This is a genomic window from Gemmatimonadota bacterium (assembly GCA_016720805.1).
Classification (GTDB): Bacteria; Gemmatimonadota; Gemmatimonadetes; order Gemmatimonadales; family GWC2-71-9; genus Palsa-1233.
Genome location: JADKJZ010000001.1, coordinates 17,069 through 38,859 on the forward strand (window position 1 = coordinate 17,069; position 21,791 = coordinate 38,859).

At 69.8% G+C, this 21,791-nt stretch carries 25 protein-coding genes; all 25 read left to right on the forward strand.

Annotated elements, in window-relative coordinates; translation table 11 throughout:
• On the forward strand, nucleotides 1-1,389 hold the full coding sequence (locus tag IPP98_00095) for a sigma-54-dependent Fis family transcriptional regulator (protein MBL0177520.1): 1,389 nt from the start codon (nucleotides 1-3) through the stop codon (nucleotides 1,387-1,389).
• Nucleotides 1,390-1,559: 170 nt separating this feature from the next.
• Complete coding sequence (locus IPP98_00100; GenBank protein MBL0177521.1) at nucleotides 1,560-1,850, forward strand: hypothetical protein; 291 nt, start codon at nucleotides 1,560-1,562, stop codon at nucleotides 1,848-1,850.
• Complete coding sequence (gene flgC / locus IPP98_00105; protein MBL0177522.1) at nucleotides 1,813-2,271, forward strand: flagellar basal body rod protein FlgC; 459 nt, start codon at nucleotides 1,813-1,815, stop codon at nucleotides 2,269-2,271. Before IPP98_00100 ends, flgC begins: the two co-directional genes overlap by 38 nt.
• 22 nt (nucleotides 2,272-2,293) lie before the next feature.
• Entirely contained in the window at nucleotides 2,294-2,563 is a 270-nt protein-coding gene (locus IPP98_00110; protein ID MBL0177523.1) for a hypothetical protein, read from the forward strand.
• Between the two features lie 3 nt (nucleotides 2,564-2,566).
• Nucleotides 2,567-2,872: a flagellar hook-basal body complex protein FliE gene (gene fliE, locus IPP98_00115; GenBank protein MBL0177524.1), complete on the forward strand. Its 306-nt coding sequence runs from the start codon at nucleotides 2,567-2,569 to the stop codon at nucleotides 2,870-2,872.
• Between the two features lie 4 nt (nucleotides 2,873-2,876).
• Nucleotides 2,877-4,346, forward strand: a complete 1,470-nt coding sequence (gene fliF, locus IPP98_00120; GenBank protein MBL0177525.1) for a flagellar M-ring protein FliF — start codon at nucleotides 2,877-2,879, stop codon at nucleotides 4,344-4,346.
• Nucleotides 4,343-5,371, forward strand: a complete 1,029-nt coding sequence (gene fliG / locus IPP98_00125; GenBank protein ID MBL0177526.1) for a flagellar motor switch protein FliG — start codon at nucleotides 4,343-4,345, stop codon at nucleotides 5,369-5,371. Before fliF ends, fliG begins: the two co-directional genes overlap by 4 nt.
• Entirely contained in the window at nucleotides 5,352-5,954 is a 603-nt protein-coding gene (locus IPP98_00130) for a hypothetical protein (protein MBL0177527.1), read from the forward strand. Before fliG ends, IPP98_00130 begins: the two co-directional genes overlap by 20 nt.
• The gene (locus tag IPP98_00135; protein MBL0177528.1) at nucleotides 5,947-7,290 is read left to right on the forward strand and encodes a FliI/YscN family ATPase; all 1,344 of its coding nucleotides are present in this window, start codon (nucleotides 5,947-5,949) and stop codon (nucleotides 7,288-7,290) included. The genes IPP98_00130 and IPP98_00135 overlap by 8 nt, the downstream gene beginning before the upstream one ends.
• Nucleotides 7,287-7,748 (forward strand): hypothetical protein, encoded by a 462-nt coding sequence (locus IPP98_00140; GenBank protein MBL0177529.1) that lies wholly within the window; start codon nucleotides 7,287-7,289, stop codon nucleotides 7,746-7,748. Before IPP98_00135 ends, IPP98_00140 begins: the two co-directional genes overlap by 4 nt.
• Nucleotides 7,745-8,245 (forward strand): hypothetical protein, encoded by a 501-nt coding sequence (locus IPP98_00145; GenBank protein MBL0177530.1) that lies wholly within the window; start codon nucleotides 7,745-7,747, stop codon nucleotides 8,243-8,245. The genes IPP98_00140 and IPP98_00145 overlap by 4 nt, the downstream gene beginning before the upstream one ends.
• Nucleotides 8,245-9,783: a flagellar hook-length control protein FliK gene (locus IPP98_00150; GenBank protein MBL0177531.1), complete on the forward strand. Its 1,539-nt coding sequence runs from the start codon at nucleotides 8,245-8,247 to the stop codon at nucleotides 9,781-9,783. Before IPP98_00145 ends, IPP98_00150 begins: the two co-directional genes overlap by 1 nt.
• Nucleotides 9,780-10,496: a hypothetical protein gene (locus tag IPP98_00155; protein MBL0177532.1), complete on the forward strand. Its 717-nt coding sequence runs from the start codon at nucleotides 9,780-9,782 to the stop codon at nucleotides 10,494-10,496. Before IPP98_00150 ends, IPP98_00155 begins: the two co-directional genes overlap by 4 nt.
• Nucleotides 10,493-11,743, forward strand: a complete 1,251-nt coding sequence (locus IPP98_00160) for a flagellar hook protein FlgE (protein ID MBL0177533.1) — start codon at nucleotides 10,493-10,495, stop codon at nucleotides 11,741-11,743. Before IPP98_00155 ends, IPP98_00160 begins: the two co-directional genes overlap by 4 nt.
• A gap of 250 nt (nucleotides 11,744-11,993) precedes the next feature.
• Entirely contained in the window at nucleotides 11,994-12,479 is a 486-nt protein-coding gene (locus tag IPP98_00165; GenBank protein ID MBL0177534.1) for a flagellar basal body-associated FliL family protein, read from the forward strand.
• Nucleotides 12,480-13,487, forward strand: coding sequence for a FliM/FliN family flagellar motor switch protein (locus IPP98_00170; GenBank protein MBL0177535.1), 1,008 nt, complete (start codon nucleotides 12,480-12,482; stop codon nucleotides 13,485-13,487).
• Nucleotides 13,484-13,828, forward strand: coding sequence for a flagellar motor switch protein FliN (fliN, locus tag IPP98_00175; protein MBL0177536.1), 345 nt, complete (start codon nucleotides 13,484-13,486; stop codon nucleotides 13,826-13,828). Before IPP98_00170 ends, fliN begins: the two co-directional genes overlap by 4 nt.
• A 3-nt stretch (nucleotides 13,829-13,831) precedes the next feature.
• The gene (gene fliP, locus IPP98_00180) at nucleotides 13,832-14,962 is read left to right on the forward strand and encodes a flagellar type III secretion system pore protein FliP (protein MBL0177537.1); all 1,131 of its coding nucleotides are present in this window, start codon (nucleotides 13,832-13,834) and stop codon (nucleotides 14,960-14,962) included.
• Between the two features lies 1 nt (nucleotide 14,963).
• Nucleotides 14,964-15,233: a flagellar biosynthesis protein FliQ gene (gene fliQ, locus IPP98_00185; GenBank protein MBL0177538.1), complete on the forward strand. Its 270-nt coding sequence runs from the start codon at nucleotides 14,964-14,966 to the stop codon at nucleotides 15,231-15,233.
• A complete protein-coding gene (locus IPP98_00190) occupies nucleotides 15,230-16,027 on the forward strand; it encodes a flagellar biosynthetic protein FliR (protein ID MBL0177539.1) in 798 nt (265 codons plus the stop codon). The genes fliQ and IPP98_00190 overlap by 4 nt, the downstream gene beginning before the upstream one ends.
• 2 nt (nucleotides 16,028-16,029) lie before the next feature.
• On the forward strand, nucleotides 16,030-17,127 hold the full coding sequence (locus IPP98_00195) for an EscU/YscU/HrcU family type III secretion system export apparatus switch protein (GenBank protein MBL0177540.1): 1,098 nt from the start codon (nucleotides 16,030-16,032) through the stop codon (nucleotides 17,125-17,127).
• 161 nt (nucleotides 17,128-17,288) lie between these two features.
• A complete protein-coding gene (gene flhA / locus IPP98_00200) occupies nucleotides 17,289-19,295 on the forward strand; it encodes a flagellar biosynthesis protein FlhA (GenBank protein MBL0177541.1) in 2,007 nt (668 codons plus the stop codon).
• Entirely contained in the window at nucleotides 19,285-20,175 is an 891-nt protein-coding gene (locus IPP98_00205) for a hypothetical protein (GenBank protein ID MBL0177542.1), read from the forward strand. The genes flhA and IPP98_00205 overlap by 11 nt, the downstream gene beginning before the upstream one ends.
• Nucleotides 20,172-21,002 carry an AAA family ATPase gene (locus IPP98_00210; GenBank protein ID MBL0177543.1) on the forward strand — a complete coding sequence of 277 codons (831 nt, stop codon included), beginning with the start codon at nucleotides 20,172-20,174 and terminating at the stop codon, nucleotides 21,000-21,002. Before IPP98_00205 ends, IPP98_00210 begins: the two co-directional genes overlap by 4 nt.
• Before the next feature lie 5 nt (nucleotides 21,003-21,007).
• Entirely contained in the window at nucleotides 21,008-21,772 is a 765-nt protein-coding gene (locus IPP98_00215) for a FliA/WhiG family RNA polymerase sigma factor (protein ID MBL0177544.1), read from the forward strand.
• Nucleotides 21,773-21,791: the final 19 nt, after the last annotated feature.

The following is a 21,791-nucleotide window of genomic DNA, read 5'->3' on the forward strand; positions in this document are numbered from 1 at the left end:
GTGACCACGATCCTCTGCGTTGATCAGGAGCCGGCCGTTGCCGCGCTCTTCGAGCAGATCCTCCTCGACCTCGGGTACGGGGCGGTGCTTGCCGACTCCGCCGCCGAGGCGGTCCAACGCCTGGATCGGGGGGGTATCGACCTCGTCCTCGCCGACTTGATGCTCGCCGACCACGACGGGCAGGCCTTCCTCGAGCACCTCCGCACCCGCGACCCGCTGGTCCCCTTCATCGTCGTTTCCGGCGACTCCTCGATCGAACAGGCCGTGATGGCGATGCGGTCGGGCGCCACGGATTACGTGGTGAAGCCGGTCCGGGCCGAGAAGCTCCAGATCACCATTCAGCACGCGTTGGAGTATGCCCGGCTCCGGCAGGAGAACGAGGCGTATCGGCAGGAGATCTCCCGGATCCACTCCGGCCGGAAAATCGTGGGGCGGAGCGCGGCGTTGCGCGACCTGCAGGAGATGGTCGCGACCGTCGCCCCAACCCGCGCCTCCGTCCTCCTGGAAGGGGAATCGGGGACCGGCAAGGAGTTGATCGCCCGCTCGCTCCACGAACAGAGCCCGCGCAGCCATCGGCCCATGATCACGATCAACTGCGCCGCGATGCCGGAAGGGCTGGTCGAGAGCGCGCTGTTCGGCCACGAGAAGGGTGCCTTCACCGGCGCGACGGCCCGCGCGGCCGGCGCATTTGAGCGAGCCCACGGCAGCAGCCTGCTCCTCGACGAAATTTCCGAGATGCGGCTGGACCTGCAGTCGAAGTTGCTCCGTGCCATCCAGGAGCAGGAGTTCGAACGGGTGGGCGGCCGCGAACCGATCAAGGTCGACGTTCGCCTGATCGCCACCACCAATCGTGACCTGCGGACCGAGGTCGCCGCTGGCCGATTCCGTGCCGACCTCTACTACCGTCTGCAGGTGGTGCCTATCCGGACCCCGCCGCTGAGGGAACGGCCCGAGGACATCCCGCTCCTGGTGCAACATTTCCTGCGGACCGCCGCCGATCATCTGGGGGTCCCGGTCCCCGAGGTCCCCGAGGCGACGATGGACTACCTCCAGGCCTATTCGTGGCCCGGTAACGTCCGCGAGCTTTCCAACGCCATGGAACGCGCCGTGATCCTCGCGCGCGGGCGGCCGATGTCCACCGGACTCTTCTCCGACCACCTCCACGTGCTCGAGGCCCCCCTCTCGATCTCCCTCAGCACCTCGAATCAGTCGGTCTCCGCGGCGACCGCGACCGACGGCGAGATGCCGCTCAATCTCGCCGACCTCGAACGGATCACCATCGAGCGCGCCCTCGCCGCCACCGGTGGCAACCGCACTCGCGCGGCCCGACTCCTCGGCATCTCCGAACGCACCCTCCGCAACAAGCTGAATTCCCCCACCGCCGCCTGACCCCCCTCGGCAAGGTTGACCGAGTGCCAAGGGGAACTTTCTTCCGCACGACCCCGAAATTCCCTGCCGCGTCAATTGCTAACCAGTTGCAGTAAAAAGACTTGCACTGATAGTCGCATCCGGGAATGACGCTTGCATCAGTGGGCCGTGGACCATCACCGGGAGCGACGATGATCAGCGGCTTGTTTGGCCAAGGCACCGTGACCCACCAGCTGCGCGGCGGGCTCGAGGAGCAGAGCGCGACCCACAAGGCGATCGCTGCCCGTGTGGCCAACGCAGCACAGCAAAGCGCGACCTCCGGCTTCGCTGGCCAGCTCGACGCCTCGCTCGCAGCCCGCGACGCCGACCTCCAACAGGACATGGCGTCGCTGGCCGACACGCAGCTCCGCTACGAGGCGACGACCAAGCTGCTTCAGAAGTCCTATGGCGACCTCCGGACAGCGATGCGCGACCGTGGCTGAGCCGGGCGGAGGCTTCCCGATCACGTCGCGGCCCTTCCGGCAGCTGCTCGGACCGCTCGGCATCAGCGCCGGCGGGATGTCGCGCCAGCAGAAGTTCATCGAGGTGATCGCCACCAACATCGCCAACGCCGAGACGACACGGACCGCGCAGGGCGGACCATACCAGCGGCAGGTGGCGGTGGCGGGTGGTGACCCGGCCAACGGCTCGATGACGACGCAGGTGGTGACGGACAAGGCCGCCGGTCGGCTGGTCTACGACCCGGGCCACCCCGATGCCGACGCCACCGGCTATGTCCGCTATCCCAATGTCGACCTGGCCACTGAGACCGTCGACCTGATGATCGCGCGCCGCATGCACGAGGCGAACGCGACCGTCTTCCAGTCGGCGAAGGCGATGTTGCGCCGCGCTCTCGACATTTGACCGAAGTTTTGGAGTCTGACGCGTGACGATTTCCCGGGTCCCAGCAACGCCGATCTACCCGACACCCCCATCCGCACCGGGCGCACGCGGCAGCGCGCCGGTCGCGGCATCGTCGGCGTCGGCGCTGGCACCGGCCACCAAGCCTTCGCCGCTCTGGAACGTGTTGACCGCCGAGGAGCGGGCGTTCTTCCTCAGCACGGCGGCGCTCGGCTCGCTCGGGTATGGCCCCAGTGGCGCCGTGACCCGCGAGGTCGACGCACCGATCGGCCAGCGTCTTGACGTGAGGGCCTGACCGATGAGCAGTCCGATCCTGCCGATCAGCACGGGCATCGCCCCGCTGATGCGCCAAACGGGGACGCCCATCGGGATGGGCGACAGCGACGCTCCGTTCGGCGACCTCCTGAAGCGGGCCTTGGGTGATGTGACGGGCATGCAGGACCGGAAGGAGGACATGATCGGTGCCTTCCTGCGGGGCGAGCCCGTCGAACTGCATCAGGTGATGGCGGCGGCCGAAGAAGCCTCGCTGTCGCTGGAGTTGCTGGTCGAAACCAGGAACAAGCTCACCGATGCGTATCGGTCCATCATGAACATGCAGGTCTGACCCGATGTTCAGCGCCTTCCGCGGGCTCGATGCGAATCGTCGTTTCATGGTGCTGGCGCTCGCCGCCGTGCTGCTCGTCGCGGCGGTCTTCCTCGGCCGTCAGGCGAGCGCGCCCACCTATGTCTCGCTCTTTCAGGGGCTGCCGCTGGCCGAGGTTGGCAAGATGACCGACGCACTCACCAAGGCGTCGATCCCCTACAAGCTCGATGGCGAGGGGACGCAGTTGCTGGTGGCGAGCGCGGACGCCGCGCGCGCCAGGGTGTTGCTCGCGCAGGACGGGTTGCCCAGCGAAGGGCGACCGGGGCTGGAGCTGTTCGACAAGCCGTCGTGGGGGATGACCGACTTCACCCAGCACGTCACCTATCGTCGCGCGCTCGAGGGCGAACTGGCCCGCACCATCGGCACGTTGAAGGGGGTCGAGCGGGCACAGGTGCACATCGGCTTGCCCGAATCGTCGGCGCTGCGTCGGCTGGAGCGCCCGGCCCAGGCCGCCGTCGTCCTCTCCCTGCGCGGTACCGAGCCGTTGAGCCCCGAGCAGGTGCGGGGCATCGCGCAGCTGGTGAGCAACAGCGTCGAGCGTCTCGCCGTCGAGGATGTCGCGGTGCTGGATGACAGTGGTCGCCCGCTCTCCGGCCTCGGCGGGAGTGAGACGAACACCGGCATGGCGCTCTCGTCGCGGCAGCTCGAAATGCAGCAGACCGTGGAGAAGCACCTCGGCGCCAAGGTGGAGCAGTTGTTGACGACGGCCGTCGGTGTGGGCGACGTCCGCGTGCAGGTGTCAGCACGGCTCAATTTCGACCAGCTCGACCGGACGGTCGAGGCCTTCGATCCGCAGGGCCGCGTGTTGAGCTCCGAGAGCCGGAGCGACGGCGGCGACTCGGCGAGTGCGCCGGTCGGCGGCCCCCGGGTGGTGAACCTCGAATACAAGACCTCGCGCACGGTCGAGAAGTTGATCGCCGGGGTCGGCAACGTGACGCGGCTCTCGGTGTCCGCGATGGTCAACTCGCGTGCGCTCGACGGGGGGAAGGGGTTGCCCGAGGATCAGCGCGTGCAGTTGGAGAACCTGGTTCGCACGGCCGTCGGGTACGACTCGCTGCGCGGCGACCAGGTCACCGTGGCGGCGGTACCGTTTGGCGGACCGACGCCGGAGAAGGTGATCCCGGTGACGAAGGAGGAAGCGCCGACGACGTCGATCATCGAGACCGCCGGCCGGTTGACCTATCCGGTCGCGTCGGTGCTGGCGATCATCGTCGCGCTCTTCCTCGGCCTCAAGGCGCTGCGTGGCGGTGGTGGGCGGGTCGGCGCTGCGGGAGCACCGCTGCTGGCCGGGCAGGATGCGTCCTCCGCCGTGTTGCCGATCGCCGCCACTCCCGAGGCGGCCCAGCTGCGCACCCGGGCCCAGAGCGAATCGCTCTCTGCGCCTGAAGCGTCGGCGCGGGTGGTCCGCAGCTGGCTCGCGGAGCCGACGGCATGAGTGCCGTGGCGACTCGGCCGCCGCGCGCGGGTGCCCTCACCGGGACACAGAAGGCGGCGATCCTCTGCCTCGCGCTCGGCGCGGAGGCCTCGGCACGCATCCTCCAGCAACTCGGGCCGGAGGACGTCGAACAACTCTCGCGCGAGATCGCGCGGACCGGCATGGTGCCGGGCGAAACGGTGGATGCCGTCCTGCTGGAGTATCGCGACGTGTTGCGGACCGTGGAACAGAACGCCGAAGGCGGCGCCGAGTATGCGCGGCAGATGCTGGAGACGGCACTGGGCGGGGCCCGGGCGCGGTCGGTCTTCGACCGGATCACCAAGGAGCCCGAAGAGATCGGCTTGTCGCGGTTCCGCCGCGCCTCGCCGGACGTGCTTCACAGCGTGTTGCGCGGCGAGCATCCGCAGACCGTGGCGCTGGTGCTGGCCCACATCGCACCGAAGCTCGCCTCGGGCGTGCTCGAGGCGATGGGCCCCGAGCAGGCCGGCGAGGTGCTCTTCCGGATTGCCCAGATGGAGCGCGTGTCGCCTGAGGTGCTGCAGATGGTCGAGGACTCCATCGGTGCTCGTGCCGACTTGACGCTCTCGCAGGCGATGACGGCGGCCGGTGGACCGGGTGCGGCCGCGCGGATGCTCAACCAGCTGGCGGGCGGCCGCGAGACTGTGCTGCTCGATGCCGTGGGCAGCCGCGACAGCACCGTTGCCAGCGCCATCCGCAACCTGATGTTCGTCTTCGAGGATCTGTTGCTCCTGGAGAGCCGCTCGATGCAGCGGGTGCTGCGCGATGTCGACAGCAAGTCGCTGGCGCTGGCGCTCAAGGCGGCAAGCGACGACCTCACCAAGCACATCTTCGCGAACATGTCGGAGCGTGCGGCAGGGGCGTTGCGCGAGGAGATGGAACTGCTCGGCCCGGTCAAGGTGCGCGACGTCGAGGCGGCGCACGTGACGATCGTGACCGTCGTGCGCGACCTGCAGGAAGCCGGCGAGATCCAGGTGGAGCGGGGGGATGACGAAGTCATCGCCTGAGACCAGCGCCGCGGGCGTGCTCGCCTGGCAGCCGCCCGACCTCCGGACCGTCCCGGCGCCGTCGGTCGGCGGCGTGGTGTCCACGGGGCCGACCGTCGAGGAAGCCGCCTTCCAGCGCGGGTATGCGCAGGGGCAGGCCGACTACGCCGAAGCGCGCGAACATGAACTGGGTCAGGTGGTCGGTGGGGCCAAGGCGGCGGTGCACGCACTCGAGACCGCCGCCGACACGCTCCGCAGTCAGCTGGCCACCACCGTGCACGCCCTGGCGCTGGCCATCGCTCGGCATCTGGTGGAGCGCGAACTGACGCAGTCGCCGATCGACGTGCAGCGACTCGTCGAGAAGGCGCTGGCCCTTGCCCCGACTTCCGGGCCAGTCGTCGTTCGTCTGAATCCCGGCGACCTCGCCGCGCTGCAGGAGATCGGTGGCACGGCGGCGCTGGCCACGACGGCACTCGAACTGCGCTGGACCGCCGATGCGACGGTGTCGCGCGGGTCCTGCCTCGTGGAGACCGCCGTCTCGGTGATTGATGGCCGAGTGGACCGCGCGCTGCTTGACCTCTACGAGCGCCTCAGCCATGAGTGACGTCGCACTGCTCGAGTCGGCGCTCGGTCGCCTCAAGACGTTGCCGCGCCTGGTGCAGCTCGGACGGGTCACGCGCGTGATCGGACAGGTTGTCGAGGCGTCCCAGGTGCCGGTGGCCGTCGGTGAAGTGTGTCGACTCTCGACGGCGCAGCGCAGTGTGCTGGCGGTGGTCGCGGGCTTTCATGACCGGGGCATCCTGCTGTTGCCGATCGGGGAGCTCGAGGGCATCCACCCTGGTGCGATGGTGGCACCGCTCGGTCGGTCGCTCTATGTCGCCGCAGGTCGCGGGCTGATCGGACGGGTGCTCGATGGCCTGGGCCGACCCATCGACGGGCTCGGACCCGTCGGGCCGACCGTCTCGCGCTCCCTCTACAGCGATCCGCCGAATCCGCTCGAACGACCCCCGGTCGACACGCCATTCTCCACCGGCGTCCGTGCCCTCGACGGGCTCGAATCGTTCGGCCGAGGGCAGCGCGTCGGCATCATGGCCGGCTCGGGTGTCGGCAAGAGCGTTCTCCTCGGGATGATTGCGCGCGGCGCGTCGTCCGATGTCAACGTGATCGCCTTGCTCGGCGAACGCGGGCGAGAAGTCCGCGAATTCATCGAGCGCGACCTCGGCCCGGAAGGGCTGGCGCGCTCCGTCGTGATTGTCGCCACCTCTGACCAGGCGGCCGTGGTTCGTGCCACCGGCGCGCTCGTGGCCACGACGATCGCCGAGCACTTCCGCGACGAAGGGAAGGCGGTACTGCTGATGATGGACTCGGTCACCCGCGTGGCGATGGCGCTGCGCGAGGTTGGCCTTTCCGTCGGCGAGCCCCCGACGACGAAGGGCTATCCACCCTCGGTCTTTGCGGCGCTGCCGCGCCTGCTCGAGCGGGCGGGCAACGGGCGCATTGGCAGTATCACGGCGCTCTACACGGTGCTGGTCGAGGGCGACGACTTCAACGAGCCGGTGGCCGACGCGGCCCGATCGATTCTCGATGGTCACGTGGTGCTGGCGCGGCGCCTCGCGGCGGCGAAGCAGTTTCCGGCGATCGACGTGCTCGAAAGCGTGAGCCGGGTGCGCGATGCCGTGGTCGATCCCGAACACCGCGCCGCGGCGAACACGTTGATCCGCCTCGAAGCGGCGTTTCATGCGCACGAGGACCTGATCTCGGTGGGTGCCTACAAGCCGGGCGCGAACCGCGCCGTCGACACCGCGCTGGCGATCCGCCCCGAGATGCTGGCGCTGCTCCAACAGCGCCCCGATGAACCGAGTCGCTTCGCGCTGGCGCGCGATGCGGTGGTCGCGCTGGCGCATCGCGCCACGCTGATCGAGCAGGGAGGCACACCGTGAAGCCATTCAAGTTTTCGCTCCAGCGCATCCTGGACCTGCGCGCCGCCGCCGAACGGCAGCAGGCGTCGGCCCTGGGTGATGCCCTGCAACACGAGGCGACGCAGCGCCGCACCTCCGAGGCGCGGGCCGAACAACTCGAGCAGGTGCATGAGCAGGTGGAGCAGCAGACCGGGACGCATCCGGCCGCGGCGGGATTGCATCACGCCTATCGGCTGACGGTCGACGCCGCCGAGGCGCGGCTCGAGGCCGTCGAGGAGGCGCTGCGCGAAGCAGAGGGCCGGCGGGCGGAGGAAGACCAGCTCTTCGCGGAAGCCCGGATGGCGCGGCGCACGTTGGAGAAGTTGCGCGAGCGTCGCGAGGCCGACCACGCGCTCGAAACGGGGCGCGAGGAACAGCGCGACCTCGACGAGCTCACTCGCCGTTCGCCGAAGGATCCGGACATGGAGCGCACCGCATGAAGATCGCCGTCGTCGTCCCAGTGGCACTCGTCCTTGGCCTCGGCCTCGGCACCGCGGCGGGGCGCATGCTGCACCCGCCCGAGGCCCCGGCTGCCGAGCACGATTCCTCCGGAGCGGAGGCGAAGGACTCGCTGAAACCGGAAACCGCTCCCCACGAAGGAGAAAAGCCGGCCGAGGCACCGGCCGCCGACAGCGGCCACGCTGCCATGACGCCGGTGCCGCTCGACGCCACGCCGGCCCCCGTGACGACGACCCCCGTCGTCCCGGCCGGCACCAAGGCGACGCCTGCGGCGGATGTGCAGCGGATGGCGAAGATCTTCGATCGGCTCCCCGCCGCCGACGCGGCCGCGCTGGTGGCACAGATGAGCGACGCGGAGCTGGAAGGGGTGCTGCGAACGATGGACGTGGCCAAGGCAGGCGACCTGATCGCCGCGCTTCCCAAGCCGCGTGGTGCGGCGCTCAGCAAACGGCTGCTCGCGCCGCCGGCAAAACCGTGATGACCGCCGCGATTGGCAGTGCGCTGCCGCTCCAGAGCGCTCCGGCCCAGGGTGAAGGCGACGTTGTCGACCCGGCGGCGGCGCAGCCGTTTCTTGCGGCCCTCGCGGCCGCGGTGGCCGCGCCGATCGCCCCGCCGAAGCCGCTCCTCGTGGCGGTGGTCGCCACGGAACAGGCCGACGCGGAAGGTGTCGTGGACGGCGAGGCGTCGGGGGAGAGCGGCGACGATGCGCGCGTCGACGATGCGGCGCCGACTCGGCCGCCTGCCTCGGAGGCGGATGCCTCGCAGACGAAGGGCACGCTCCTCCGGGTACTGGTCGCCGAGCGGGCGGCGCCGGATGCGTCCGCGGTCCGTAGCGTGCCGCCTTCGGCCGTCTCGGGCGGGGACGCGTCGACCGACAAGGCGGCGGAGGGTGATGCGTCATCGTCGCACGACAAGGCGCTCGGCCACGGCGATCGCGCGGAGCATGCGCTTGTGCTCCCCGTGGCTGCTGAGTCGCCTGCGGCGACACCATCGCTCACGATGTGGCAGGCTGCGGTGCAGGCCCAGGCCGCACCGGCTCGCGCAGCGGACTCTGACCACGCTCCGGCGCTCGATGCACCACCTGCGGCACCGTTCCGCACGCCCGCCACTGGAAGCGGTGAAGCAGGCCGCCCGCCGGCCAACGCCACCAGCGTGGCCGCCGGGGTGCTGGCGGCGATGCACGCCGCACACGTGGCGCAGGCGGACGACGCACGCGCCAGTGCGCCCATGGTGGAGTTCGCGGAGCAGGTGGTTGCGACACTGACGCTGCAGGGCGGCGTCTCCCCCGGGGTGGAGCAGGCCGGTGCCGACATGCCGGCTGGCGCAGCGAAGGCCATGGTCGACGCCGGAGACTCCGCACCGTTGCCGACACCACAACGCGTGTTGGTGACCGCGCGTCCTGCCACCACGCAGGGCGAGCACGACGCGACGAGCGACGGTCGACACGATGCTCCCGGCGAGGAGCGTCACGCGGTGGCGGCACCTCCGCTCGAGGGGGTCGAGGCACCGATGACGATGGCGCGGGCACCGTGGCCCGGGGGCGAAACGTCGACGCCGACAAAGGTCATCGATACCGCGCGACCGACGGCCGAGGTGCATCGGACGATGGAGCCCCCGGCCACACCACCGACGCCGACTTCGCAGGTGACGGTGGAACTGGATGCCGAACGCACCGGTGTGCAGCGCGTGCGGGTGGCGGTGCGCGGCGACGTGGTGCACGCGACGCTGGTGACCGATCGGGGCGGGGTCGAGGCGATGCGGCCGCAACTCGACGACCTCCGGCATGCCTTGGAGGGTCAGGGATTCCGCGAGGCGCATGTCCAGGTGCGGATGGCGGGCGACGGCACGCCGGCGGCGGTGGGTGGCGCCACGGCGGAGCTGCGGCTCCGCAACGACGCCCCGTCGCGGGCGCCCGATGGCTCGAGCAGCGAGCAGCAGCCCCGTGGTCGGCAGCGCGGCCAGGATCAGCACCCGCCAGCCGGCGGTCAACCAGATTTTGAGGAGGAGATCCTGTGACGACACCTGTCACCAACACCGGGACTGCGGCCCCCAAGTCGACGGACACCGGCAGTCTGGCCGGCAAGGCCGTGCTCGGCAAAGATGATTTTCTGCGCATCCTGGTGACCCAGCTGCGCAATCAGGATCCGTTGAATCCGATGGAGGGGACCGAGTTCGCCACGCAGTTGGCGCAATTCTCCTCGGTCGAACAGCTGATCCAGATGGGTGAGGCGATGACCGCCTCCACAGCCGCCACCACCGAGCTCAAGCTGACGGCGCAGACGACGCTCGGCGCCACGATGGTCGGGCGCGACGTGCTGCTCGAGGGCTCGAAGGTCACCGTGGATGGCGACAATCCGAGTCGGGTCACCTTCGACCTTGGCGCGAATGCCGCGGACGTGACGGTGCGGATCCTTGACGCGAAGGGGAAGGCCGTGCTCACGCAGGATGTCGGCTCGCTGGCGTCCGGCCGCCGCACGGTGACGCTCGACACCGACAAGCTTGCCGACGGCACCTACAGCTACGACGTGGTCGCCAAGGATGCCGCCGCGAAGGCGGTCACGGCTACGCCGTTCACCCGTGGTCGGGTCGACGGCATGGCCTTCAGCGGGGGGACGATCTCCCTGCGCGTGAACGGGACGCTCGTCCCGATGCTCGATGTCATCGAAGTGCTGGCCGCCCCGAACGCGGCTGCGAGCGTTCCCACACCTCAGGAGCCTACCACCCCATGATGCGATCCCTCTTTGCCGGCGTGTCCGGCTTGCGGAACCACCAGACGCGACTTGACGTCATCGGCAACAACATTGCCAACGTCAACACCGTGGCCTTCAAGGCCTCGCGCGTCACGTTCAAGGAAGCCTTTGCCCAGCTGTTGCAGGGCGCGTCCCGCCCGCCCGGTGACCTCGGCGGCGTGAACCCGATCCAGATCGGTTCGGGCATGAACATCGGCTCGATCGACCAGCTCTTCACGCAGGGCACGCTGGAGTCGACGGGGCAGAACACCGACCTCGCCATCCAGGGCGACTCCTTCTTCGTGGTGGGCAACGGCAACCGCCGCTTCTACACCCGCGCGGGCGCCTTCCAGCTCGACGCCGATGGCCGGATGATCGCGCCCACCAACGGCTTCGTGGTCCAGGGGATCAACGCCAACTCGGCCGGCGTCTTCTCCTCCTCGTCGTCAATCACCGACATCATCCTGCCGCTCGGGCAGATCACGCCGGCGAACATCACCACCGTGGCGCAGATGCGCGGCAATCTCAACGCCTCGGCGGCGATCGGCGACACGCACGCGATGGGTGTCACGGTGTACGACGGCGTCGGCACCCCGCACCAGCTCGACATCACCTTCACCAACACGGCCCCGGGCGCGTGGGATTGGTCGGTGACCAGCGGCACGGCGACGCTGCCGCTGACCTCCGGCACGGCGACCTTCGGCACGGCCGGTGAGTTGCTGACCTTCACCTATCCGGGTGGCGGGGCCGTGTTGACGGTCACGCCGACGGGCGCCGGTGCGCCATTCGACATCACCTTCGACGCGGGCACCATCGGCGATGTCGATGGGCTGGCAGGCTTCTCGAACGCCTCGAACGCCGTCATCCGCTCACAGGACGGCTATCAGTCGGGCGACCTCGAGTCGATCGCGATCGACAAGAACGGCGTGGTCACCGGCTTCTTCACGAACGGGGTGACCCAGGCGCTGGCGCAGATCGCCCTCGCCCGCTTCAACAACCCCTCGGGCCTGCTGCGACAGGGCGACAACATGTTCACCGAGTCGGCCAACTCCGGCCTGCCGGTCCTCGGCTTCGCCGGGACGAGCGACACGTCCAGCATCACCCCGGGCGCGCTCGAGAACTCGAACGTGGACCTGTCGCAGGAATTCACCTCGATGATCATTACCCAGCGCGGCTTCCAGGCCAACGCCCGGGTGATCACCACATCGGACGAGATGCTGCAGGAGCTGGTGAACCTCAAGCGGTAATCGCCGGCAGCAGAACTTCTGAGGGCGACTCCGGCAGCAGGCAGGCCGGGGTCGCCCTCGTGGCGTGTCCGGCAACTCTCGCCGCCCCGGCGGCAGTCTCTTCCCGTCGCCGACCGGCACGGCTGGGGGCCGGCCCGCGAGGGCCCGGTCAACTCGTTGTCCTGACGTGAGATACGCCGTGTCGAAACGCATGGCACTGCCGTTGCCATAGATCGCGCGCGACAGCACGTGTCCCCGTGAGGAGTCCCCGATGGCCGATCCGATCACCGAAGATGTTCCCGCCGCCTCTGGTGGCAAGCTCCCGATCATCGCGGCCGCTGGCGCGCTGCTGGTCGGCGTGGCGGCCGGGATGTTCGTGATCGCGCCGCGCCTCCCGGGGGCCGCCCCGGCCGCGGCCGAGGCGGGCGCGGCGGAAGGGAAGGAGGGCGAGGTCCCGAAGAAGGTGCTCTTTCAGCTCGAGAATGTGATCGTCAATCCGGCGGGCTCGCAGGGGCAGCGCTTCATTGTGGCCACCGTCGCCTTCGAAGTCGCCTCCGAGCAGATCCGCAACGTCCTGCACGAGTCCGAGACTCAGATCCGTGATGCGGTCACCGGCGTCCTCGAGAAGAAGACGGTGGATGAGCTGCTCGCGGTCGGAGCCCGGGACTCGCTCCGCAGCGCCTTTGCGGAGGTCGTCAAGCCGTATCTCAAGGGCGAAAAGGTCCAGGTCTTCATTCCACAGTTCCTGGTGCAGTAGGTGGCCACCCCGGACCCGCTCTCGCAGCAGGACGTCGATTCGCTGCTCAAAGGTGCGACTCGTCCCGCCGCGCCGACCGAGGTGGTGCCCTACAACTTCCGTCGCCCGCCGCGGATCTCGCGTGAGCGGCAGGCCGCGCTCGACGCCATGCACGAGCGGCTCGCCAGCGGCCTGCAGGGCGTCTTTTCCTCACGCCTCCGCCGCAATGTCGACATCGGCGTGGTCAGCGTGGTCCAGGCGACCTTCGGCGAATTCCTCCTCGCCCTGAGCACGCCGTGCGCGGCCTACATCGTCGAGCTGGGCGACGAGCGGAGCTCGAGCGGGGTCGTGGACTTCGATCCCGAGCTCGCGGCGTTTCTGGTCGACCGACTCTTCGGCGGCACCGGCGAAACGCCCGGGCCGCGGCGCGCGCTGACCGCCCTGGAACAGGGCGTGCTTGGCGACCTGACCGACCGGCTCCTCGCCCAGCTGCAGACCGCCTACGCCGACACGGTGCCGATCGCGCCGCGCCGCGGCGGCTTCGAGGCGGTGGCGGATTCGCTGCATGTCGCCGGCCGGGAAGACAACGTCCTGATCGTGATCCTCGAGGTGAAGGGCGGGCCGAGCACCGGCTACCTCACCCTCTGCCTGCTGCTCACGGCGTTCGAGCGCTTCCTGCAGGAGAAGGCCGGACCGCAACTACAGGCTCCGCGTGGCCGCCCCGAGGACATTGCCCAGGCGCGCCAACTGATCGATGGCCACGTCCGATCGGCCGGCGTGCCGATCGCCGTGCGCCTTCCCGAGTTCCGAATCTCGGCGCTCGACGTCGCGCTGCTCCGCGAGGGCCAGCTGCTCGAGACGGGTCAGTCCGCCTCGGGCGAAGTCGAATTGCACGTGAATGGCCGTCGCCTCGCGCTGGGCCACCTCGGCCGCCAGCAGGGCTTTGTCGGCCTGCGCATCACCGGGTGGACGCCGACCACCGAACCACTCCCCGCCACTCGACCCTCTCGCAGGAAGCGTCCCGGATGACCGGACCGTCCACGCCGTCCCCCGCACCCGCCGCACTCGACGAACTCGGCCTCGGCACCGCCGCTGCTGGCGGCGCCAAGCTCGAGTCGTTGCTCGACATGATGCTGCCGGTGGCGATCGAATTCGGCCGCACCAGCATGGCCATCCAGGAAGTGCTCGACCTCGGGCCCGGCTCCGTCATCCAGCTGGACCGGATGGTGGGCGAGCCGGTCGACATCTTCGTCAGCGATCGTCGGCTCGCCGAGGGCGAGGTCGTCGTGGTGGGCGAGCACTTCGGCGTCCGGATCACGCGGGTGCTCTCGTTGCCGCGCGACGCGGCGCCGCGCACCGGGGGACGCTAAAGCGTGCTCAGCGCCCTCGCTGCCCTCCTCATCACCGCGGGAGTCATGGTGCTGGCTCTCAAGCTGCTCGGCCGACTGCAAGGGGTCGCGCCTCGTGGTGAACAGAGCGGGGCACTGCAGGTGCTGGACCGCATCGCGACGGGGCCGCGTCAGGGCGTCGTGCTGCTCCGGGCCGCGGATCGTGTGCTGATCGTCGGCGTGGGTGACGGTCATACCCTGCTGGGCGAGCTGGACCCCGAGGCGTCTGCGGCGCTGCTGGCCCGACGCGATCGGGCCGCCACGTCCCGCACCGATGGCGCACCGTGGCGGGCCGCGCTCTCGCGCGTCGGGCTGGTCGCGGCGCTGGTCCTGCTCCCCGCGATGGTCTCGGCGCAAACCATCACGGTCCCGCAGCCGGCCGCCACGGGGCGTGCGGCGGCGACCGCAACCAAGGTGCCCACCGTGAAGGCACCGACGCCACCGACGATGGATGTTCGGGTGGGCGACGGCGGCGAGCAGTTGCGGCTCACCGGTGCCGTCGGCGTGGTGGTGCTGATGGGCGCGCTGACGCTGCTGCCGGCGGTCTTCATGTTGATGACCGGCTTCACTCGCATCCTGATCGTGCTCTCGTTCCTGCGTTCCGCGCTCGGCACCCAGGGGGCGCCACCCACGCAGCTGCTGGTGGCGATCGCCATCATCCTCACCGGCGTCGTGATGCAGCCGACGCTGACCGAGGCGAATCGCGATGCCCTGCAACCCTATCTGCGCGGCGAAATCGGGCAGGTCCAGGCGTACGAGGCGGCGATCGTCCCGATGCGTCGCTTCATGCTGGCCAACACGCGCGACAAGGATCTCGGCGTCTTCGCCGAGTTGAGCGCGGTGCCCGATTCGGTCGCGGTGGAAGACTTGCCGACCGCCACGGTGATGTCGGCCTTCGTGACCAGCGAACTGCGCACCGCCTTCCAGATGGGCTTCATCATCTTCCTCCCCTTTCTGGTGATCGACCTGATCGTCGCGTCGGTGCTGATGAGCATGGGGATGTTCATGCTGCCCCCGGTCCTCGTCTCGCTGCCGTTCAAGTTGCTGCTGTTCGTGCTCGCCGATGGCTGGACGCTCGTGATGCAGAATCTCGTCGCCTCCTTCCGGCCGGGCTGAGATGACCCCGCTGATTGCCGCCGACTTGCTGCAACGCTCGCTCACGGTGGTGCTGACCGTGGGCGGTCCGCTGTTGCTGGCCGCACTGGTCGTCGGCGTCGTCATCTCGCTGATGCAGGCCGTGACGCAGGTGCAGGAGCAGAGCCTCACTTTCATTCCGAAGCTGGTGGTCGTCGCCGTGGTGTTCGTCGCGGCGCTGCCCTGGATGCTCCGGGCGATGGTCGAGTTCACCGTCGGCATGCTGCAGTCGTTGCCCCAGGCCGCTCGATGAATCCGCTGACGCTGATCGACGCGCTGCAGCCGATCAACTGGCCCAACTTCGCGTTCGTGAGTGCGCGTGTCGCGGGCCTGATGACGGTCGCCCCGCTCTGGGCAATGACGGTGGTGCCGGCGCGGTTGCGCGGCGCCATCGCGGTGGTGCTGTCGCTCGCGCTCCTGCCGCTGGTGCCACCGGTCGAGTGGCCGATCGACGGGCCCTCGCTCGTCGTGCCGCTGGCGGCGGAGTTGCTGCTGGGGCTGGCGATCGGACTCGCCGCCGCGTGCTTCCTCTACGGGGTGGCGGTCGCGGCGGAAGTCGTCTCGCTGCAGATGGGGCTGTCGCTCGGCGCCGCGATCGGTGGCATGACGAACATCGGCTCCCCGGGCATCGGCCAGCTCGAAGGGCAGTTCGTGCTGGCCGTCTATGTCGCGGTCGGTGGACATCTCACGCTGCTCACCGGGCTCGCGCGGTCGCTGCTCGTGATTCCGCCGGGCTCGGCGATCGATGTGGCCGAGGGTGGCCGGTACATGGTCGCGCTGGCCGGCGGGATTTTTTCCACCGCGGTGCAGGTGGCGGCACCGATGATGGTCGCGCTGCTGGTGACCAACCTCGCCCTCGCGGTCGTCAATCGCGCGGTGCCGCAGCTGAACACGATGATGGTCGCCGTTCCGGTCACGGTGGCGGTCGGCTTGATCGCGCTGGGCGCGACGCTGCCCTTGGCCACCGGTTTTGTCACGGGATGGGCCAATGACCTCGGCCGTGGGACCGACGCCGTGGTGCAGTCCTTCGTGCCGGCGGGGCCCTAGCCATGGCCGAAGATCAGGCCCAGGAAAAGAGTGAACTCCCCACCCAGCGCCGGCTTGATCAGGCGATGGATGAAGGGCGCGTCCCGAAGAGCCAGGAGCTTTCCGCGGCGATCGTGCTGCTGTCTGGTGCCACCGCGCTCGCCGCGTTCGGCGGGAGCGCGCTGGGGGAGGGATCGTTCAGCGTGCTCCGCCGGACCGTGGCCGCGCTCTCGGGGCCGGAGATGACGGAAGCCGGAGCGGCAGCATTGCTGCGGGGCCTGATCGAGACGACGCTCACCGCACTGTTGCCGTTCCTCGCCGCCGTGCTCGTCCCGGTGCTGGTGGTCAACGTGATCCAGGCGCGCGGTGTCCTCTCGTTCACGCCGATCACGCCACAACTCTCGCGCATCTCGCCGATCGCCGGCCTCGGGCGACTCCTCTCGGTGCAATCGCTCTTCGCCCTCGGCAAGGCGATGGTGAAGCTCGGGGTCATCGGCTGGGTGACGTGGGTGGCGCTCTCCCGCGCATGGCCCGAGCTGACCGCGCTGGTGGGCGCGACCGCACCGGCGGTCCTGGCCACGACGCGGTCGGTCACCATCCGGCTGGTGCTCTTTGCCGTCGGCGCCTTCGCCGCCGTGGCCGTCGTCGACTACCTGTTCGAGGTCTGGCGCCATCAGAAGGGCCTGCGGATGACGCGCCGCGAGATCTTCGACGAAATGCGCGAGAGCGAGGGCGACCCGATGCTGCGGAGCCGCCGCCGGTCCTTGGCGCAGAGCTTTGCGCGCCGCCGGATGCTCCAGCAGGTCAAGCAGGCCGACGTGGTGATCGTCAACCCGACCGAGATTGCCATCGCGATCCGCTACGACGGGCGCAAGTCGATCGCGCCGGTGGTGGTGGCGATGGGGCAGCGCAAGCTCGCCGAACGGATCCGCGCGATCGCCCGCGAGGCCGGCGTGCCGATCGTGCGCAACGTCCCGGTCGCCCGCGCCCTCCTGGCCGGCGCGCGCGTCGGCCAGCCGATCCCGCCGGCGCTCTACGCCGCCGTCGCCGAAGTGTTGGCGTTCGTCTATCGTGTGCGCGGGCGCCTGCCGCAACACCTCGCTGAGGTGCGCAACCGGTGAGCGCCGTCGGCGGACTCGCCCCGATCAGCACCACCGCGGCGGAAACGTCCGGACGCGCCGTGGGTGCCCTCCCCGCAGCGAGGAGCGGGGCCGGTGGGTCGACGGCGCCGAACGCCTTCCAGCGCGCCCTGGGGACCGAAGGGTGGCTCGCGGTCGGTGTGATGCTCATCGTGGCGTTGTTGGTGGTGCCGTTGCCGACGATCCTCCTGGACGGCCTGCTCGCGTTGAGCATCGCGCTGTCGGTGCTGGTGCTGCTCGTGACGCTCGGCACCCGCGATCCGATCGACTTCAGCGGCTTCCCGTCGCTCCTGTTGCTGCTGACCCTCTTCCGCCTCGGGCTGAACGTCAGCACCACGCGCCTCATTCTGGCGAACGGCTATGCCGGCGAAGTCATCAACGCCTTCGGCAACTTCCTGATCGGCGGCAACGTCGTCGTCGGGCTGGTGATCTTCCTGATTCTCGTGGTGATCAACTTCATGGTGATCACCAAGGGTGCCGGGCGCATCGCGGAAGTCGCGGCGCGCTTCACCCTCGACGCGATGCCCGGCAAGCAGATGGCCATCGACGCCGACCTGGGTGCCGGCCTGATCGACGAGGCCGAGGCGCGGCGGCGCCGCACCGACGTGGCGCGCTACGCCGACTTCTACGGCGCGATGGACGGCGCGGCGAAGTTCGTCCGCGGCGACGCCGTGGCGGGCTTGATCATCACGGCGATCAACCTCGTGGGTGGCTTCGCGATCGGGATGATGCAGCAGGGGCTCAGCGCGGGCGACGCGATCACCCGCTACAGCGGGCTCTCGATCGGCGACGGCCTCGTCTCGCAGATCCCGGCGCTGATCGTCAGCACCTCGGCGGGCATCATCACGACCTACGGCGCCTCCTCGCCCGGTGTCGGCCAGGCGCTCGGCGGCCAGTTGACGCGCAACCCGCGCGCGCTGGGCATGTCTGCAGGTGTGCTGGCGCTGCTGGCCGTGCTGCCCGGCCTTCCGGCGCTGCCGTTCCTGGCCCTGGCCGGGGCGGCGGGTGCGATGGCCTGGGTCGGCCGTCGTCCGGCGAGCGTGTCGACGCCGGTGAGCACCACGCCAAGCTCCAGCGTGGCCGCGGCGGTGCCGGGGACGGCGCAGATGCGCGAGTTGCTCCAGGTCGAGCCGATCGAGGTCGAACTCGGCTACGCCCTGATTCCGCTCGTGGACGAGGCACAACAGGGCGACCTCCTGCCGCGGATCGGCCTGCTCCGTCGGCAGCTTGCCACCGAACTCGGCATCATCGTCCCGCCGGCGCGCATTCGCGACAACATCCAGCTCTCGCCGACCGAGTATGCCATCCGGTTGCGCGGCGTGCGGGTCGCCGGAGGGGAGATCATGCCGCGCTATCTTCTCGCGCTCGATGCCGGCGGTCGCGGGCTGCCGCTCGACGGCATTCGTACCACCGATCCGACCTTCGGGATTCCGGCACTCTGGATCACGCCCGATCGGCGCATCGAGGCGGAGGCGAGTGGCTACAGTGTGGTCGAGGCGCCGACCGTCCTGGCCACGCACCTGATGGAGACGATCCGGCGGCATGCCGGCGACATCCTCTCGCGGCAGGATGTGCGCGAACTCGTCGACGGGCTGCGCGAGACGCATCCCGCGCTGGTGGACGACCTCATCCCCGCGAAGCTGCCGCTCGGAGCTCTGCATCGCGTGCTGCAACGGCTGCTGCGCGAGGGGCTGCCGGTTCGCGACCTCGTCACCATTCTCGAGACGCTGTCCGACGCCGCGGACCAGAGCAAGGAGCCGGAAGTGCTCACCGAGCACGTGCGGCGCGCGCTGTCGAATGTCGTCGCGCAGCTCTTCGCCGATCCGGACGGCACCGTGCGCGGCATCACGATCGGGCCGCGGCTCGAGTCGGCGTTGATGACGCTGTTCGCCCCGCGCGCCGCACGCGACGGCCACTCGCTCGAGCCCGACCAGCTGACCGGCCTGCTGCGGGCGCTGAATGAGCTCGCCACGACGGCGCGCCGCGATGGCCGCGCCCGGCCGCTGATCACCCCGCCTGCGCTGCGCGTGGGCATCCGTCGTCTGGTTGAACCGATCCTGCCCGATCTCCCGGTGGTCTCGCTCGGCGAATTGCCGCCGCAGATGCCGGTGCAGAGTCTCGCGATGTGGGAGCTGACCCGTGGCACTTGAGACGTTTACCGGGACGCATGTCCCGTCGCTGCTGCAGCAGGCCCGTGAATCCCTCGGCGCAGATGCGACGATCATCGCGGTGCATCGCGAAGGCGGACGCTTCACCGTCGTCGCGACCGATGAGCCACCTCCGGTGATGCGCCCCGCGCACGCCGCACGTACCGTCGTGCAGGAACCGCGCGATTTCCGCCGGATCCTGACCGATCAGGTGAGCGATGTGCCGGCTCGTCCCGCCCCCGCCACCGCGAGTCGTCGCGCCAAGGCGCGCCCGCGAGTGATCGCGCTCGTCGGCCCGACCGGGGCGGGGAAGACCACCACCATCGCGAAGCTGGCGACGTCGGCGGTGGCCTTCGGGCAGCAGCGGGTCGGCCTGCTCGGACTCGACAGCTATCGCATCGGCGCCGTCGAACAACTCGCCGCCTATGCCGACATCGCGGGATTGCCGCTCGCGACCGCCTCGAGCGAGGCCGAGCTCGCCCCGGCGATGGCTCGCCTGGCCGATTGCGACGTGATCCTGATCGACACCCCGGGACGCTCCCCCAAGCAGGGGGAGGATCTCGCCACGCTGCGTCGGTGGTTGCTCCACCTCGCCCCCGACGAAGTGCATGTGGTCATCCCGGCCGGGTTGATGCCGCAACTGGTGCGGCGGATCGTGGCGCAGTACGCCAGCTTCGGCTTGACGCATCTGCTTGCCACCAAGCTTGACGAATGCCCGACCGACTCCCGGGTGTTCGACATCGCCGTCGCCGACCGGCGGGCGATGCGCTGGTGCACCGACGGGCAGGAAGTCCCGAACGACCTGCACGCCGCCGAGCCGTGGTTGGCGCCGGCCGCGGCACGGTTTGCCGAACGACAGCTGCGCACGCAGGAGGTCGCATGAACGATCAGGCCGCTGCCCTCCGCGAGGCGCGCCGCGATCCGATCCGTTTTCCCCTGCCCGCCGGCGGGGGCGACACGCCAGCCGTGGTGGTGGGAAGCGGCAAGGGCGGCGTCGGCAAGTCGATTGCGGCGGCCTCCTTCGCGGCGTCGCTCGCCGAGGCGGGCCACCGCGTGCTGCTGGTGGATGGCGACCAGAACCTCGGCAACCTCCACGTCCTGCTCGGCGTGCGCCCAACGCTCACGCCGGAGGCGCTGCTGCATGAGTCGCTCGCCCCGTCCGATATTGTCCTTCCGGTTGCCGAGCGCCTCTTCCTGATGCCGGCTGACTCCGGCACCGACGCCGTGCAGCGTCTCGGTCCGACCGACCGCGCGCGACTCCAGCGGCGGGTGAGCGGGATCTACGCCGACTACGATGCCGTGATCGTCGACGCCGCGGCCGGCCTCGACAGTGCGCTGCGCTGCGTGGCACTCCATGCAACTCGCCTGGTCGTGATGACGATGCCGGAAGCGACCGCCCTGACCGACGCATATGCGTTGATCAAGGTCGTGCACGGGCAGTTGCCGCGGTTGCCGGTCGACATCGTGGTGAACCGACTGCACGAGCCGCGCGAAGGGGAAGTGGCGTTCGACAAGTTGCGCGCCGCCGCCGCCCGCTTCCTCGGCCGTCCGATCGACTACCTCGGTGGCGTCCCGGAAGACCGGGAGATGCGCGCACTGGCCGCCGACCCGGTGCGGCTCCTGCGCCCGAGTCAGGGCACGGCTGCCCAGCGCGCCTTCGCCGGCCTGGCGACGCAGCTGATGTCACGCCCCGCCACCCCGGCGTCCTGAGCACCATGACCACGCCCAGCGAGTATCTCTGGCAACGCTGGCGTGACGAGCACGATGCGTCGGCGCGCGCGGAGCTGCTGTCGCAGCATCTCGGGCTCGTGCATCACGTGGTGAGGCAGATCGCGGCCCGGGTCGGCGATGCCGTCGCGTACGACGACCTGGTCGGGGCGGGGACGCTCGGGTTGGTGCAGGCGTTCGAAGGATTCGATGTCACCAAGGGTGCCGCCTTCAGCACCTACGCCACCACGCGCATTCGCGGCGCCGTGCTCGACGAGTTGCGGGCCGCCGACTGGCGCCCACGCTCGGTGCGGACCCGGGTCCGCGAGCTGCATGCCGCCGCCGACCTGCTCGCCCGTACCCTCGGGCGGACGGCCACGCCGGAGGAAGTCGCGACGGCCCTGCAGATCGACGTGCCGACCTACTGGCGCTGGCATGCCGATGGCGAGACCACCACGATGATCCCCATCGACGCACCGGTCCCGTCGAGTGAGCGCGGCAACGTCACGCTCGCGGAGATGATCCCCGACGCCGATGGTCCGGCGCCCGATGCGCCGTTGGAGGAAGAGGAGTCGAAGCGGGTCCTCCGCGAGGCGATCGCCGGGCTGCCCGAACAGCAGCGCACCGTCCTGGCGCTCTGCTACTTCGAGGAGCTCACGCTCCGGCAGATCGCGGAGGTCCTGCACGTGACCGAATCGCGGATCTCGCAGGTGCGCACGGCAGCGCTCAAGCGGCTGCGGGAACTGCTCACCGCCGATGGATTTGCCCTGTGAGGCGGCGCCGGATCGGCAC

Excerpts from the sequence above, each read along its gene's own strand:
- IPP98_00100 (MBL0177521.1), top strand. The coding sequence starts at position 1,560 with ATGATCAGCGGCTTGTTTGGCCAAGGCACCGTGACCCACCAGCTGCGC.
- flgC (MBL0177522.1), top strand. The coding sequence starts at position 1,813 with ATGGCGACCTCCGGACAGCGATGCGCGACCGTGGCTGAGCCGGGCGGA.
- fliE (MBL0177524.1), top strand. The coding sequence starts at position 2,567 with ATGAGCAGTCCGATCCTGCCGATCAGCACGGGCATCGCCCCGCTGATG.
- fliF (MBL0177525.1), top strand. The coding sequence starts at position 2,877 with ATGTTCAGCGCCTTCCGCGGGCTCGATGCGAATCGTCGTTTCATGGTG.
- fliG (MBL0177526.1), top strand. The coding sequence starts at position 4,343 with ATGAGTGCCGTGGCGACTCGGCCGCCGCGCGCGGGTGCCCTCACCGGG.
- IPP98_00130 (MBL0177527.1), top strand. The coding sequence starts at position 5,352 with ATGACGAAGTCATCGCCTGAGACCAGCGCCGCGGGCGTGCTCGCCTGG.
- IPP98_00135 (MBL0177528.1), top strand. The coding sequence starts at position 5,947 with ATGAGTGACGTCGCACTGCTCGAGTCGGCGCTCGGTCGCCTCAAGACG.
- IPP98_00145 (MBL0177530.1), top strand. The coding sequence starts at position 7,745 with ATGAAGATCGCCGTCGTCGTCCCAGTGGCACTCGTCCTTGGCCTCGGC.
- IPP98_00150 (MBL0177531.1), top strand. The coding sequence starts at position 8,245 with ATGACCGCCGCGATTGGCAGTGCGCTGCCGCTCCAGAGCGCTCCGGCC.
- IPP98_00160 (MBL0177533.1), top strand. The coding sequence starts at position 10,493 with ATGATGCGATCCCTCTTTGCCGGCGTGTCCGGCTTGCGGAACCACCAG.
- IPP98_00165 (MBL0177534.1), top strand. The coding sequence starts at position 11,994 with ATGGCCGATCCGATCACCGAAGATGTTCCCGCCGCCTCTGGTGGCAAG.
- fliN (MBL0177536.1), top strand. The coding sequence starts at position 13,484 with ATGACCGGACCGTCCACGCCGTCCCCCGCACCCGCCGCACTCGACGAA.
- fliQ (MBL0177538.1), top strand. The coding sequence starts at position 14,964 with ATGACCCCGCTGATTGCCGCCGACTTGCTGCAACGCTCGCTCACGGTG.
- IPP98_00190 (MBL0177539.1), top strand. The coding sequence starts at position 15,230 with ATGAATCCGCTGACGCTGATCGACGCGCTGCAGCCGATCAACTGGCCC.
- IPP98_00195 (MBL0177540.1), top strand. The coding sequence starts at position 16,030 with ATGGCCGAAGATCAGGCCCAGGAAAAGAGTGAACTCCCCACCCAGCGC.
- flhA (MBL0177541.1), top strand. The coding sequence starts at position 17,289 with ATGCTCATCGTGGCGTTGTTGGTGGTGCCGTTGCCGACGATCCTCCTG.
- IPP98_00210 (MBL0177543.1), top strand. The coding sequence starts at position 20,172 with ATGAACGATCAGGCCGCTGCCCTCCGCGAGGCGCGCCGCGATCCGATC.
- IPP98_00215 (MBL0177544.1), top strand. The coding sequence starts at position 21,008 with ATGACCACGCCCAGCGAGTATCTCTGGCAACGCTGGCGTGACGAGCAC.